The sequence below is a fragment of the Bifidobacterium tibiigranuli genome, from assembly GCF_009371885.1.
Taxonomy (GTDB): domain Bacteria; phylum Actinomycetota; class Actinomycetes; order Actinomycetales; family Bifidobacteriaceae; genus Bifidobacterium; species Bifidobacterium tibiigranuli.
On the sequence record NZ_QLZA01000013.1, the window covers coordinates 25,059 to 39,512 of the forward strand.

Annotated in this window: 11 protein-coding genes and 1 pseudogene; 4 read left to right on the top strand and 8 right to left on the bottom strand. The window is 59.9% G+C overall.

Annotated features, from left to right (window positions below; translation table 11 throughout):
* Positions 1-67 precede the first annotated feature (67 nt).
* On the bottom strand, positions 68-670 hold the full coding sequence (locus DDF78_RS10795; RefSeq protein ID WP_415482400.1) for a phosphoribosylglycinamide synthetase: 603 nt from the start codon (positions 668-670) through the stop codon (positions 68-70).
* Positions 671-735: 65 nt separating this feature from the next.
* Positions 736-2,019, bottom strand: coding sequence for a glutamate-5-semialdehyde dehydrogenase (locus DDF78_RS10800; protein WP_237564658.1), 1,284 nt, complete (start codon positions 2,017-2,019; stop codon positions 736-738).
* 388 nt (positions 2,020-2,407) lie between these two features.
* Here DDF78_RS10800 and thrC point away from each other — a divergent pair, with 388 nt between their 5' ends.
* On the top strand, positions 2,408-3,925 hold the full coding sequence (gene thrC, locus DDF78_RS10805; RefSeq protein ID WP_415482387.1) for a threonine synthase: 1,518 nt from the start codon (positions 2,408-2,410) through the stop codon (positions 3,923-3,925).
* Positions 3,926-4,372: 447 nt separating this feature from the next.
* Here thrC and DDF78_RS10810 read toward each other — a convergent pair whose 3' ends face one another.
* From DDF78_RS10810 to DDF78_RS10820, 3 genes and pseudogenes are all read right to left on the bottom strand, one after another.
* A complete protein-coding gene (locus tag DDF78_RS10810) occupies positions 4,373-5,062 on the bottom strand; it encodes an ABC-2 transporter permease (protein ID WP_152581754.1) in 690 nt (229 codons plus the stop codon).
* The gene (locus DDF78_RS10815; RefSeq protein WP_434735084.1) at positions 5,059-5,979 is read right to left on the bottom strand and encodes an ABC transporter ATP-binding protein; all 921 of its coding nucleotides are present in this window, start codon (positions 5,977-5,979) and stop codon (positions 5,059-5,061) included. Before DDF78_RS10815 ends, DDF78_RS10810 begins: the two co-directional genes overlap by 4 nt.
* 76 nt (positions 5,980-6,055) lie before the next feature.
* Positions 6,056-6,421: pseudogene (locus tag DDF78_RS10820) on the bottom strand (GntR family transcriptional regulator); the annotation flags it as partial.
* A gap of 343 nt (positions 6,422-6,764) precedes the next feature.
* Here DDF78_RS10820 and DDF78_RS10825 point away from each other — a divergent pair.
* The 3 genes from DDF78_RS10825 to DDF78_RS10835 all read left to right on the top strand — a co-directional run bounded on the left by DDF78_RS10825 (position 6,765) and on the right by DDF78_RS10835 (position 10,666).
* Positions 6,765-7,604 carry a beta/alpha barrel domain-containing protein gene (locus DDF78_RS10825; RefSeq protein WP_202613276.1) on the top strand — a complete coding sequence of 280 codons (840 nt, stop codon included), beginning with the start codon at positions 6,765-6,767 and terminating at the stop codon, positions 7,602-7,604.
* Between the two features lie 534 nt (positions 7,605-8,138).
* Complete coding sequence (locus DDF78_RS10830) at positions 8,139-8,837, top strand: TetR/AcrR family transcriptional regulator (RefSeq protein ID WP_152581753.1); 699 nt, start codon at positions 8,139-8,141, stop codon at positions 8,835-8,837.
* Complete coding sequence (locus DDF78_RS10835) at positions 8,834-10,666, top strand: cation:proton antiporter (RefSeq protein ID WP_152581752.1); 1,833 nt, start codon at positions 8,834-8,836, stop codon at positions 10,664-10,666. The genes DDF78_RS10830 and DDF78_RS10835 overlap by 4 nt, the downstream gene beginning before the upstream one ends.
* A gap of 18 nt (positions 10,667-10,684) precedes the next feature.
* Here DDF78_RS10835 and DDF78_RS10840 read toward each other — a convergent pair whose 3' ends face one another.
* From DDF78_RS10840 to DDF78_RS10850, 3 genes are all read right to left on the bottom strand, one after another.
* Entirely contained in the window at positions 10,685-11,374 is a 690-nt protein-coding gene (locus DDF78_RS10840) for an HAD family hydrolase (RefSeq protein WP_152581751.1), read from the bottom strand.
* A 125-nt stretch (positions 11,375-11,499) separates the two neighbouring features.
* Positions 11,500-13,350, bottom strand: coding sequence for a DNA repair protein RecN (gene recN / locus DDF78_RS10845; protein ID WP_152581750.1), 1,851 nt, complete (start codon positions 13,348-13,350; stop codon positions 11,500-11,502).
* The gene (locus DDF78_RS10850) at positions 13,350-14,336 is read right to left on the bottom strand and encodes an NAD kinase (RefSeq protein ID WP_152581749.1); all 987 of its coding nucleotides are present in this window, start codon (positions 14,334-14,336) and stop codon (positions 13,350-13,352) included. The genes recN and DDF78_RS10850 overlap by 1 nt, the downstream gene beginning before the upstream one ends.
* Positions 14,337-14,454: the final 118 nt, after the last annotated feature.

Sequence of the window (14,454 nt, forward strand, 5' to 3'; positions counted from 1 at the left end):
GAGGCACCGCCTGGGGAATCCACCATATACCGTCTGGGTCTGGATGCTCCGCCGTCTGCGCTACGAGTCATGCTGCGCGCCCGTCCATATCGCTGGATTGCCTGGTTTCACGCTGCTCGTCGGCATGCTCGGTCTGCCGCTCGATGCCCTCGGCGCTGGCCTCCACGTCCGGCGAGTCGATCTTGCCCATGTCCTCGTTCCATTCCTCCTGCACGACCTTGCTGATTTCGTCAAAGGTCGGCAGCGGGAAGTCCGGCTGGAACAGGCGGCGCACCTGAGCTACGCAATCGGTGATCTGCACCAGCGTGTCGCTCATGGCGTCGACTTCGCCCTTGCCCTCCTGTGCGGTGAAATCGGCGACATGCTGCTCCATAATCGCCATAAGCTTTCTGACCGTGTCGAATTCATGGCTTTCCAAGTCGCGTACTTCGGGTGAATCATTGTCAGGCCAGCCGATGAGCACCGCATCCGCGTATTCGAGCGCGGCACGCTGCGAGGCCGAGGCGATGCCGTCTTCGACCTGCACCAGGAACACATAGCGCACGATGCTGAGGCGTTCGGAGGCGATTTTCAGCCATAGCCGCTGATCGTTCAGATCGACGCCGCGCCTGACGGCCAGCTGCTCGGAAGCGCTCAGCTCCGCCGTGCCCATACCTGACATATCTGTCATACTTGCCATATCGGCCTTATCTGCCTGCGCGTTTGCCGTTTCCCCGGTTTCCTCGCCTTCTCCGCTCATTGACGCACCTGCCCGTTGCCGTAGCCAATCCACTTGGTGGTCGTCATCTCCTGCAGGCCCATCGGACCGCGAGCATGCATCTTCTGCGTGGAGATGCCCAGTTCGGCACCGAAGCCGAACATACCGCCGTCGGTGAATCTTGTGGAGGCATTGACCATGACCACCGCCGAATCGATGCGCTCGGTGAACTCCCCCGCCGCGCCGTAATCCTCGGTGAGTATGGATTCGGTATGCCCGGTCGAATGCGCGTTGATATGCGCGATCGCCTCGTCCAGCGAATCCACGACCTTGACGCCCATAATGAGCGCGAGATACTCCGTGTCCCAGTCCTCGGCGGTTGCACGTTCCAGCTTGAGCCCCTGAATATCGCTCTTCGACACAATCTCGTACGAGCGCTCATCGACCCGCAGCGTCACCCCGGCTTGAGCGAGCGCCTGCGCAGCAACCGGCAGGAAAGACTCGGCGACATCGCGGTGCACGAGCAGCTTCTCCGCTGCGTTGCACACGCCGACGCGCTGGGTTTTCGCGTTGATGATGATGGGCACGGCCTTGTCCAAGTCGGCCGCGCGATCGACATAGATATGCACGTTGCCCGCGCCGGTTTCGATGACCGGAACCTTGGACTGCTCGACCACCGCGCGGATGAGTCCCGCTCCCCCGCGCGGCACCAGCACATCGATATGCCCGCGAGCCTGCATCATAGCCGTGGCGCCCATTCTGCCGAACTCATCGACCGAGGCGACCAGCGCCGGCTCGAAGCCATGCGCCTGCAGCACCTCGCTGACGACCTGCAGCGTGGCGGCATTGGTGCGCTGCGCGGCATGCCCGCCCCGCAACAGCACCGCATTGCCCGATTTGAGGCACAGCGAGGCTACGTCGACAGTGACGTTCGGACGGGCTTCGTAGATCATGCCCATCACGCCCATCGGCACGCGAATCTGGTTGAGCCGCAGGCCGTTGGGCAGCGTGTAGCCGCGCACTGTCTGGCCCAAAGGGTCCGGCAACGTCGCCACATGGCGCACGCCCAGCGCCGCTGCGCCGACACGCTCGACGTCGAAGCGCAGCCGGTCGAGCTTGCCGACATCCATGCCCGAATCGAATGCAGCCTGCATGTCCAGCTCATTGGCGGCAGCGATCTCGTCCGCATGCGCGTCCAATGCATCGGCAAGGGCTGCGAGCAGTTCATTTCTCGCTTCGCCATTCGCTCGGCCGAGCGTCGCTTGGGCTTGCGCGGCAGCATCCGCCAGCGCGCAGACCCGCTCGAAGACATGCGCATCCAACTCATCCGGTTCCCGCTTCGCGCCCGTGGACTGTGCAGACTGTGCCGCAGCCTGTGCCGTTGCAGCTTGTGTCGCTATACGCCCGCCTGATTGTGTGCTCTCGCCTGTAGTCATACCCCACAGCGTACCTCAGGATGGCCTGCGTTTCGAGCCGTTTCCTTGTGGCGCTGAAATCACACTGCAATCACGAAGTGCGCACATCATGTGATGTTTCTGTCAGCGGTGCTTCGGCAGCAGCATTCCAGCGGCGACGTCTCGATGAACTGCGCACCAATCAATCGAGCCGGGCCGGACCAACGGCGAACCAACGACTGGGCCAAGGCCGGACCAGTGATGCCGCTAAACTGGGAAGACGTTAATCCGATTTCCCAGTTACCAAGGACGAGACGTGAACACCTTCCACAGCACACGCGGGGTCAATGATGCCATCAACGGAGAGGCGCTGCGTTCAACGGCGCTGAGCGCGAAGCAGGCCATCCGGCGCGGTTTGGCCGAGGACGGCGGCCTGTTCGTCACCGATGCGCTGGGCGAGCGGACGGTTGATGTGGCAGCGCTGGTCGGCAAGTCCTATCAGGAGATCGCCGCCGCCGTGCTCGGCGCGCTGCTTGACGATTTCGGTGAAGACGAGCTCGCGCAGTGCATCGCCGAGGCGTATGGCTCGCAGTGGTCCGATGCGGCGATCACGCCGCTCAAGCCCCTAGGCGACGATTACGTGCTGGAACTGTTCAACGGCCCCACCTGCGCTTTCAAGGATGTGGCGCTGCAAATTCTGCCGCGTTTCATGGCGCGGACCACTCCTGCCGGCGGCGACGCCCAAGAGAAGATCATGATTCTGACCGCCACCTCGGGCGACACGGGCAAGGCGGCGCTCGCCGGGTTCGCTGACGCGCCGGGAACCGGCATCACGGTCTTCTACCCCGAAGGCAAGGTCAGCGAGATTCAGCAGTTGCAGATGACCACGCAGGCCGGCTCCAATGTGAACGTCTGCGCGGTGCGCGGCAATTTCGATGATGCGCAGAGCGCCGTCAAGGAGCTGTTCTCCGACACGGAGCTGGCGAATGAGCTTGGGCAGAAGCATCATGTGGTGCTTTCCTCCGCGAATTCCATCAACGTCGGCAGACTCGTGCCGCAGGTCGTGTACTACTTCTCGGCCTACGTGCAACTGGTGGAGCGCGGCGCGATAACGCTGGGCGATGGCGTGGAATTCTGCGTGCCGACCGGAAACTTCGGCGACGTGCTCGCCGGATATTATGCCAAATTGCTGGGCCTGCCGGTCAAGCATCTCATCGTCGCCAGCGACAAGAACAACGTCCTCTTCGACTTCCTGACAACTGGAACATACAACCGTCAGCGACCGTTCTATCAGACGATTTCGCCCTCGATGGACATTCTCGTCTCCTCGAATCTCGAACGCATGCTCTATTACATGGCCGACAAGGATCCGCGACTGATTCAAATGCTCATGAGCGACCTCAAGGAGTGGGGCGCGTTCGAAGTACCCGAACCGCTGCTGGCCAAGATCCGCACGCTTTTCGGCACCGGCTGGGCCGACGAAAACCAGGTGCGCGAGGCAATTCACGACTGCTGGGAGAGCAACAACTATGTCATCGATCCACACACCGCCTGCGGCTACTTCGTCATGCAGCGCATGCCGCGCGACCCGGCAGTGCCGCGCGTGCTGCTGAGCACCGCCAGCCCATACAAGTTCCCCCGCGTCGTCGATGAATCGCTTGGCCTCGACGCATCCGGCAGCGACTTCGACTGCATGGATACGCTTGCCACCGCCACCGGCACCACCGCGCCAAAATCCCTGCGCGACCTAGAGCACGCCCAGCCCCGCTTCGACGGCGCCATCGACATCGACGCCATGCGCGACGCCGTCAAGGACGCTGCGGCCAAACTGTGACATGGCGACACGGCCACAACAGCTAGTACGCTGACTGCGATGACCGGTCGTGCCGGACGTTCTCAGCACTCTCATGGCGCTATGACGGCCTTATCTGTAGTGCTTCTCGGAGGCTACACGGGTATATCTCAGCTATCTGTAGTGCCTTGTTCGGCTGAGTCGATGACCGAGTGGCTTCACATGACTGTTTTGGGCCGCTCCAACAGCGTTACTGCTGCTATAGGCACTACAGATAGCGGAGATACGCCGTTTGAGGCCTGAGCCCGGTCACAGTGTCGCTGCAGGTAACGAGTCCTACGCATCTCACGCCAACGAACAACCCATGAACCATCCACGACCATCCACGAACCATCGTTGTCCAAGTGCGTCCGCGCTATTTCACGATTCTTTGTTCATGGACGCCTCCGCCAGCGCGAATCCCCATGCATTCAACGCATTCGCGTGCCTTCACAGCTCCTTGCGCAGATAGATGCGAAGCGAGATCGAGAGCGATGCCGCGACCACGATCGCAACGAACGCCACTCCTATAAGCACCGTCAAAGGCATCAAAACAAACACATGCGCACCCAGACATGCCACGATTGCCGTGACCTGCGCCTTGAAAAGCAAGGCGAGCGCACATAGGGCGAACACCACCAGCATTAGCCCGACCATGAGCAGCAGGACGATCTCCGCGGAGGAGAATCGATACATGAGCGGCAGCAGAATCGATTCCATGACTATGCTGCCCCCAAACACGACCGCAAGGCCGACCAATGCGGACGTCAAGTCCGTCCCGCCGCCAACCACATAGGTCAGGCCGATGCAGAGTGCGAAATCCATGACCGCGCAGACATCCACGACGGCCATGATGAGATAGCGGCCGACCACCTGATATTGGCGGGCGATGGGCACAATCGCGTTCATCTGACGGTGATTGTTCTGGTCTTCGTATACAAACAGATTCATGGTGAGAGCAGCAGGCACCGTCATAAGCATTCCCTCGATAACACCGGTCACGACGATGGAAACCCCATCGAATCCGCCCAACAGCAGCACGAAGGCCGGAGGCAACGCGGCCATGACCAGCATGGAGAGCATGCCGTTTGCGGTCATCCGCAATCTATCCAGCCGCACGGCTTTGGCAATAGCGTTCATCGCGTTTCCTCCTTCGCGTTGGTGAGCCTGACGATGTCGTCGATTAACACCGGTTCTATCGCCAGATTCATGTCGTTGGACTGTAACTTTTTCGCGGCGGACATGGGCAGCAGCGCATCGAAGCCCGTCTCATAACGATGAATCCCTAATGTCTGACCCGCGATGGCATCGAGTTGCTCCGGACCGCCTTTGACCAGTCGGAAGGAATCTTCGAACTCGTCCTTGGGGCCGCTGTAATACAACCGCCCGCCAGTGATATAGGCGATGAAGTCGGCGGCGTGCTCAAGATCGTCGGTGATATGCGTGCTGAAGAGTACGCTGCGCGCTCCGTCTTCGATATACTCATGCAGGATGTCCATTAATTCGTCCCGGCCAAGCACGTCCAAGCCGCTCGTCGGCTCGTCGAGGATCAGCAGTTTCGCGTCGTGGCTCAGCGCTACGGCGAGCATGAGCTTCATCTGCATGCCGCGCGAAAGCTCCTTGACCTTCTTGCGCTCGTCAAGGCCGAACCGACGCAGATAGCTGTCGAAAGCCTGCTGGTTCCATGTGGGGTACATCGGTGCCATGGCCTGCCCGGCCTTACGCACAGTCCACGCCTCGATGAAGTAATGCGTATCGAAGACGATGCCAAGCTGTTCTTTGATCGCCTCCTCGCTGCGGATATTGTCCATGCCGAGCACGGATATCGAGCCTGCGTCACGTCGGATCATGTTGAGGATGAGCTTGATGAGTGTGGATTTGCCCGCGCCGTTCGGCCCGATCAGCCCCATGATGTAGCCGGCGGGCAGGTCGAAGGTCACGTCCTCCAACGTAAAGCCCGAATCGTAGCGTTTCGTAGCGCCATCGATGCTCAGCGCGAGCGGTACTGAACCCTGCAATGTACTTTGCATCACGCCTTGCAGCTTATCGACCGTCATGCGCGTTCCTTTCTTCTTCGCCTGCCTCGGCGTCTGCTGATGCCGCTCCACCATCGTCCGTAGGCATGGGGGCATTGCGGTAGGCCGCTTCAAGCATGTCGAGCAGATTAAGCAGGGGCACGTCAGCGGCCTTGGCGGCCATGCTGACCTGCAGCAGGCTGTCGGCGATGCGCCGCGATAATTGCTCGCGCATCACTTCGTTGCCGCGCTGCAGCACAAACGTGCCTTTGCCTTGGATGTTGCGCACCACGCCCTCGTCCGCCAGCTCGTTATATGCCCGGGTGACGGTAAGCACGGAGATGCGCAGCTCTTTGGCGAGCTTGCGTAGGGAAGGCAGGGCCTCCCCTGGCGCCAATTCGCCCGAAAGGATGGCGGCACGTATCTGCTGCTTGATTTGCTCGTAAATCGGTTTGCCGGACACGGATGAGATGATCAGTTTCATCATGTCCTTTCTTGTAGTCTGCTGAATTCAACCATTCGACAACACTGTTATGCTGCTTTGCATAACAATATAACAGTTACATCAACTGTGCAAGTCGAGAACATAACAGTTATGAGAAGGCCATGAATACGTGCCCTGCCCCATCTTTTTGGTACAGCTAGACGCCGTATCGACACGTACTGATTTATTAATAGATACATTTGTGCATCTTATGAAAATGGTATATGCTATCCACCAGCAGGATACATAATTGTATCTTGCAGAAAGAACTGTATATGAAATATGATAAGCCGAGCATCAATAGACACATTGCCTCACAGCAATTCCTGAAACGAGTTGCATGATGGGCAAGGAACTCACGAACCTATTCATGGCAACGCCAATTGAGAATCCGCTCGGGTCCGACGAAGTGCGTGCGCCCGCAGAAATCGCGCAGGCTTCCGGCATCATGCTGCAAGGCAGATGGCTTAAATCATTCGCCTTCACGACCGATGTTGCGGTTATTCACAATACCAACGCGGATGCGATTCTGGCGGTATATCCGTTCACTGGCCAGCCGGTCATCAACCAGGCTATCTTGTCGGTGGCCCAGGCTCCAGTATTCATTGGAGTTGACGGAGGAACTACCGCGGGGCCGCGCGTGCTTGAACTGGCTATGTTCGCCGAAATGCAAGGAGCGGCCGGCGTGGTTCTGAACTCGCCAATTGACGCGGAAACTGTCAGCAGGGTCGCAGCCATCGTGCACGTTCCCGTCGTGGCCACGGTAACCGGATGGAATAGTATGGTGGGGCGGAAGATCGACGCCGGAGCCCGCATCATCAACGTTGCCGCAGGCAAAGATACCCCAGAAGTGGTCGCCCGCATCAAAGAGCGATACCCCAGCATTCCATTGATTGCCAGCTCCGGAGGCTCACCGGAATCAATCCGGTCCACCATGAACGCAGGAGCCAACGCGCTTTCATGGACTCCTCCGAGCGTGGAGAACCTGCAGAAGGAAATGATGCGGCATTATCGCAAAGGCGAATCCGCCCATGGCAACAAGGCTACAGATTCTTCCCCGACGCACCGCATGAGCGGCGATAGCGCACATGCCTTCCTTGATACACATGACGTCATAGACACACATACAACCCACGAGCCCCGGCATAAACTCCGCAATCAGATCGATATCGACGAATGTTAGCAGCGCGAGATGGTTTATTCATCCCTACTGTTTACCGACGATAGCGTCTTCGGCCTTTTCGAGAGGCTTCTCATAGACCGTTTATCATGATTCATTCGAATGGTGCATCGATGCCGTATGTCCAGATTATTTTCCGGGTTAAGTTAAGAAACGTGTAAGCACTAGGTTGACGACGAGCAGCATCAACTGGATCCACCAGAATTCTGATCGAGAAGCATAGCCCCGGAAGCGAAGCGCCTTCTGCACGAAACGAGTCACGGCTTGCCGGAAAGAGGCACCGTACCACGCTTCGGTTATCAACGGCTTCACGGAGTTGACTCGTCGTTTCCATTGCGAGCCGCTTTGTCGCCAGTTCTCATTTTGCTGTGGTGCCTTATACGACATGATTTGCCATCCTGTTCAAGGTTCGCATGGCGACTTGCATCGTCATTCCGATGGAGACACTCGAATCGTTTAGATGCATGAATGCATCTCCAAATCGAGATGGTAACCCCTTCCTGTAAGATACGCAAGTGAGTCTTGAAGGAGGCAGACATGGAAACCCGAGCACCCACGACACGGCGACGCCATGGTTCGGATTTGGAGGGAGACATTCTCGATGCGGCGTGGCGACAGATTCTCGAACAAGGGCTTGACAGTCTGACATTCGAGTCAGTAGCTGCTCGTGCTCGCACATCTCGCCCAGTGCTCTACCGACGTTGGCCGACACGCGAGGAACTCGCGGCCGCAGCGTTACGCCGTCAGCTCTCCGCGCACGATCCATCTCTCCCCGATACCGGTTCGTTGCGAGGCGATGTCATCGCGCTTCTTCATGAAGCGCTCGATAGTAAAATCAGTGTGGCTTCGCTGGTTGCAGCGATGGGAGTTTTTCCTGAACGGCACCCTACACGTTTCGCAACGTTGCGCGACCAAGTTCTCGCCCACGGAACTCCTGTTATGACCATCCTGCTCAGCAGAGAGCGCGAGCGCGGGGAGCTGCCGGTCGATATTCCCAAATGCGTTGCCGATCTTCCCCTTCGCTTGCTGCGGGATGAGATTCTCATTGCCGGACGACACGTCGATGACAACGCCATAACGTCCATCGTCGACGATATTTTTCTTCCGCTCATCCGTGCATACCAGCACGGACTACATTACGGTGGCAACACAATGTCCTCTCCTGAAGCTGGCACGCATCAGGCAGATATACGCATGGACTCGAGTCTACAGAGCGAGAATCGAACAAGATCATGACCACACTATTGCTCGCCATCATCGCCGTGCTTGTCGTCACTGCCGCTGCCGATCTGTTCTCCGACAAAATCAGGATCGCTGCACCTATTTTGCTGCTGGTGCTCGGCGCCGGCGTCGCGCTGATTCCGAACATGCCCCACATCGAAGCTATGCCTGAATTTGTGCTTACGGTGATTCTGCCTCCGTTGCTCTACTCCTCCGCCGTCAATATGTCGGTCTCCGAATTCCGCCGCAATCTCCTGCCCATCGGCGTGCTTGCCATCGTTCTTGTGGCGCTCTCCTCCGCCGCTATAGGATTCGCTGTCAATCTGATGGCCCCCGGCGTCGGCATTGCCGCCTGCATTGCTCTCGGGGCTATCGTCAGCCCTACTGACGCCGTGGCTACGGCTATCGTGAAGAAGGCTGGCGTCTCGCAACGAGTCGTGACGATTCTCGAAGGCGAAGGGCTGGTCAACGACGCCACAGCGCTGGTGATTCTCAGTTCCGCAGTCGGCGCGATGACCAGCCGAATCAGCGCCGGGCATGTCGTGCTCGACTTCGTTATCGCCGTGGTGGGGGCCGTCGTGATTGGCTGGCTTGTGGGCCGCGTGATGATTTGGCTGCGCTCAAAGATCAACAGCGCCACGCCTGACACTGTGCTCTCGCTGGCCACGCCTTTCGTCGCCTTTCTGCCAGCCGAATATCTGCACAGTTCGGGCTTGGTGGCGGCAGTCATAGCCGGGCTGGTCGCCAGTCATCGCGGCCCGCGATTGCTCACGCCGACACAGCGCATGTCGAGCAAAACGACATGGGACTCCCTGATGATGATTCTGGAATCGTCGGTCTTTCTGCTCATGGGCTTGGAACTCACCTCGGTCGTTGGCGATCTCGAAGGGGATTCCTTCGGCTGGCGCTTGGCTCTCGGCGTCGCTGCCATCACACTGGTGCTTACCCTCATCTTGCGTGCCGCCGTGACTATGCCATTGCTCAGCGTGTTAGCGCGCTGGTCTGGGCGCAGGGCACGTTTCAAGTCTCGCCTGCAACATGCCTCGGAAAAATTCGGTGCAGCACTTGATCTGGAAAGCGCGCTGTCACAGCAAGAATCGCAGCAGACCAATGCGACCCACCAAGGGCGGCGTGAACGGTTTCAGCGACGACTCACGCGGCTGGTCTCAGATTTGGACTATCACACCGACCACCCTTTGGGGTCGCGCGAAGGAAGCGTCATGGTCTGGGCCGGAATGCGCGGAAGCATCACGTTGGCCGCAGCCCAGACATTGCCCTTGGGCACCGCGCACAGGTCATTCCTCATCTTCGTCGCCTTCCTGGTCGCCGCCGCATCGCTGCTCATCCAAGGAACCACATTGAATCAAGTAGTCCGGCTCGTCAAACCCGCGCGAACCGTCGGGGTCAGCCGCGACGAGCATGATGCGATTCGCCAGCTCATACGCCACGCCGCCCGCGCAGTGCATCCGCCCGAAGCCATCTGCAATCTGCTGGTCAAGTTCAACATCGACGTGACGAACAAGGACGCCGATAGGGATCATATCCGCAGGGCGGCAATGACGCTGGCACGCCAGCAGTTCGAAGCGATGCGGAATTACTCAGGCGGCGACGATGATGACGCGGATTCGGGACCCGGCCAATTTCCGCTCGGTTCTATGCAGGACCGCCGCCGTCTCGCCGAGATCTCCTACGATTATGCGCTGGATATCATCATCGCGCAAAGGACGGCCCTGCTCGATGCTAACGACGCAGGACTGTTCTCGCCTGAGGGCATCGGCGAGGCGCTGGACATCCTCGACGCCGATCAGCTGTCGCTGGAAACGCGGGCCATCTCGCTGAACTGATACGGCGGAATCAGGCCCTTACAGCGCTGTCGGCGCATCGGAGAAATCGAAGAGCACACCATCCGCGATGCCGCATATCGAGTCCCAGTCCATGTTTGATGAGTCGTCGTGCATCGCCCAGACCTTCATATCGGCCGATTTTGCCGAACGTATGCCCTCAAGCAAATCCTCGAACACCGTGCAGTCGGCGGGCTGAACGCCGAGTCTGCGAGCCGCGAGCAAATACACGTCGGGGCGGTCCTTGCCCACATCGCCTGCGTCGTCGACGCTGCACAGCACGTCGAAATACTGGGCGATGCCGACATGCTCCATTGCCGGCTCACGAAGCTCAGGCGGCAGCGAAGTCGCCACCGCAAGCCTGGCACCGGAGTCTTTGAGCGCTTGCAGGTATTCCGCCGCATGCGGCTTGGCTTCCACGACGCTGGAATAGGCGGTCTGCGCCATCGCGTTCCATTCGTCCATCAGCTCCTGCGGGCTGTCGCGCAGACCGAATCGCGCGATGGTGTATTCGGCGATCTGCTGAAACTGCATCGCGCTGACCTTGGACATATAGTCAGCAGGAACCTCGAACCCGCGCCGATGCAGAAAATCGATATCGATCTGATCCCAGACGCCCATCGAATCGAGCAGTGTGCCGTCCAAATCGAAGATGGCACCTTTGCCTGCGTTGACACTGCTCGCACCTGCTTTGCTGCGTTGCTGAGCCATAATTTCCCCGTTCTTTGCTGTAACTGCCTTCGATGCGTTTGTCTTCGGTGCGCTGCCATATCGATTATTGCCACGGCAAATACATATTCTCGCAGCACTACTGCCCGAATTATATGCTCCCCACGTCACTGGTCGCTTGAGGCAAGGAGTTCGCGGGCGTGGTTCAACGACGCCGCCGATTCGCTGCCAGAGAGCATGCGGGCGATCTCGCGCACCCGAGCCTCGCCATGCACCGCACTCACGCCTGTGGCGACAACGGGAGTCGCTCCCCTGTCGCCTGTGCCCCCGCTGCCTTCGGCGATATCAGCAGTGCCGATTTCCTTGGCTACGACGAATTGCGCGTCGGCCCACGAGGCGACCTGCGCCAGATGGGTCACGACGATGACCTGGGCATGCCTGGCGAGCCTTGCCAAACGGCGGCCAAGTTCTACCGCAGCTTTGCCGCCGACACCGGCATCCACCTCGTCGAAGATGAAGGTCATCTCGGAACGGTCGCCACGCTTGTCTGCCGCAGCCAGCTCCAAGGCGAGCATCAAGCGGCTGAGCTCGCCGCCCGAAGCGCTTTTGCCCATCGGCAGCTGCGCCGAACCGGGAAATGGCGTGAACAGAAATTCGATGTCGTCGCGCCCGTGGGCATCCAGCGGACCGGTATCAGAGTCTTGCCCATGCTGCGTCTGCCGAGTTGCCAACGAACGATGTGCTGCCGCTGAATCCCTTGTCGTCTTCGTTGCTGGCGCGCCGGCATGCGCTACAGCCGCACGCTGCGTGACCTGAATATCGAGCCGGGCACCGGCCATCGCCAGCGACCCCAGTTCCTCGCTCACCGTCTTCGACAACTGCTTGGCGGCGGCGCTCCGCGCCCGGCTCAAGGCCTCGGCGGCCTGCAACGCCTTGCGATAGGCCGTACCACGCCGCGCTTCAAGCTCTTCAAGCTTCTCTGGCGAAGCGTCCATATCCTCCATATCGAGCACGGCCTGATCGCGCCATGCGATGACATCCTCCACACTCGGCCCCCAGCGGCGGGTAAGCTCGCCCAGCTCATGAATGCGCGCGTTAAGCGAATCGAGATCGTCCACGTCCTCGTCGGCGTCGAGCTGACTGGACAGTGTGAAAACCACATCCGCGATATCCGTGGTGATCGAAACCAGCCGGTCAGCAGCCTCTTCGAACGGCCCGGAGGCGTGAATCGCCCGCAGCGACTGCTGAGCCTGCTCAATCAGGCCTGCCGCGCCTGGACCCTCTGCATCCACGTCGATCTGTGAGGAATCAAGGGCTGCCAAGGCCTGCCCCACCCCGCGCGTGATGTCGGCCGCGTTCTCGATGCGCGAACGTTTGGCCTTCAAATCCTCGTCCTCGCCCGGATGTGGGTCTACCGCGTTGATCCGCTCGATGGATTCGCGCAGATAGTCGGCACGCTGACGCACCGAGGCCTCTTGGGACTTGAGGGCGCTCAGCCGTTCGTCCAAGGCGCGCAGCTCGTCCCACGCCGCGCGATATGCGCCACGTTCCTGCTCATCTCCGGCGACCATGTCAAGGAACTCGCGCTGGCGCACGCTCGAAGCGATGCGCAGCTGATCGGCCTGACCGTGAATCGTGACCAGCTGGGCCGAGAGGTCGGCCAGCACCGAGCGCGGCACGCTGTGCCCGCACAGCACGGCTCGCGAGCGCCCAGAACTCGGCACCGTGCGCGAAAGGAACAGTTCGCCGTCTTCCGACAGCGAGCTTCCGGCATCCTGCGCCACGGCTGCGGCCGCAGAATCGGGAGATACGGCGAATACACCTTGCGCCCAGGCTTCGCCAGCCTGCGCGGAAACCTGGCCGCTGTCGGCTGAACCCCCGGAAATCAGGCGGACGGCGTTGAGCAGCATCGATTTGCCGGCTCCGGTCTCGCCGGTTATCGCGGTCATGCCCGGCGAAAAGGCGAGCCTCGCGTGTCCGATGGGGCCGAGCGCACTGATTTCAAGCTCGTTCAGCATCAGCGTTTGCCCGCTTCCGCGCAACCGGGAGTCGCATCACCAGCGCTGCCGGCCGTGTCATTATGAATGCTGCCGTCAGTGTGAACCTTGCCCGCCGCGCGATCCGCACGATGGTCCTGATCGCGCCAGCCGACCACCGGCAGATTGAATTTGGAAACCAGCCGGTTAGTGAAGGGAACTCCGGACAGTCGCGCCAGATGGAGCGTGTCGCGCGATTCGCGCACCTCGATGCGGGTGCCGCGCGGCAGTTCGCGCTGACGGCGCCCGTCGCAGCAGATCCAGCCTGTGGATGGCGAGTTCTCCAATATGTCCAGTGTGAATGTGGATCCCGAGCCGATGATCAGCGGCCGCGCGAACAAGGCGTGCGCCGCTATGGGCACCAGTTGCAGCGCCTTGACATTCGGCCATATCACAGGGCCTCCGGCAGAGAAAGCGTAGGCGGTCGAACCAGTCGGCGTCGAGATGATCGTGCCGTCGCAGCTGTAGGAGTTCATCGCCACACCGTCCACGCGGACGGCCAAGGAGATCATCTTGCCGCGATCCGCCGTGCCAAGCGTGATGTCGTTGAGCGCCCAGTCGCTTATCGGCTCGCTCGCGCCCGGCAGCCACACATCGGCATGGGCGACCATGCGCTCGTCGATCGAATAGTCATGATCGGCGACACGCTGGATGGCCTCGCTCATCTGGAAACTTTCGAATTCGGCCAGAAAGCCGATATGGCCCAGATTCACGCCCAGAATCGGCACGTCGGTGCAGTAGATCAGCTCGGCTGCGCGCAGAATCGTGCCGTCGCCTCCCAAGACCACGACGATCTCCGTGTCGCTGGCGACGGATTTGGTGCTCGTGCCGAACGCCGGCGCCTCGGTGTTGTCCACGATGGTGACGGTGAATCCCGCGTAGTTGAGCTGCTCGATCGCGTCGGATATCACGCCCTGCTCCCGCAGACTGGGGTGGGTGACGACCACCGCATGCCGAGTGTCGGCCATGATTACGCTTCTTTCTCGCTCGAAAACCTCTGGCGACATCCCATACTATAGGAAACATCGAACGCACAGCATACAGTAGGACTGCAATAAGCAGTGGGCGATAAGGAGCATGCGATGT

Bases quoted from the DNA above. Each gene is read 5' to 3' on its own strand.
- recN (WP_152581750.1), bottom strand. From the start codon at position 13,350: ATGCTGAACGAGCTTGAAATCAGTGCGCTCGGCCCCATCGGACACGCG.
- DDF78_RS10815 (WP_434735084.1), bottom strand. From the start codon at position 5,979: ATGACGGTCGATAAGCTGCAAGGCGTGATGCAAAGTACATTGCAGGGT.
- DDF78_RS10830 (WP_152581753.1), top strand. From the start codon at position 8,139: ATGGAAACCCGAGCACCCACGACACGGCGACGCCATGGTTCGGATTTG.
- DDF78_RS10850 (WP_152581749.1), bottom strand. From the start codon at position 14,336: ATGGCCGACACTCGGCATGCGGTGGTCGTCACCCACCCCAGTCTGCGG.
- DDF78_RS10795 (WP_415482400.1), bottom strand. From the start codon at position 670: ATGACAGATATGTCAGGTATGGGCACGGCGGAGCTGAGCGCTTCCGAG.
- DDF78_RS10840 (WP_152581751.1), bottom strand. From the start codon at position 11,374: ATGGCTCAGCAACGCAGCAAAGCAGGTGCGAGCAGTGTCAACGCAGGC.
- DDF78_RS10825 (WP_202613276.1), top strand. From the start codon at position 6,765: ATGGGCAAGGAACTCACGAACCTATTCATGGCAACGCCAATTGAGAAT.
- DDF78_RS10810 (WP_152581754.1), bottom strand. From the start codon at position 5,062: ATGAACGCTATTGCCAAAGCCGTGCGGCTGGATAGATTGCGGATGACC.
- DDF78_RS10835 (WP_152581752.1), top strand. From the start codon at position 8,834: ATGACCACACTATTGCTCGCCATCATCGCCGTGCTTGTCGTCACTGCC.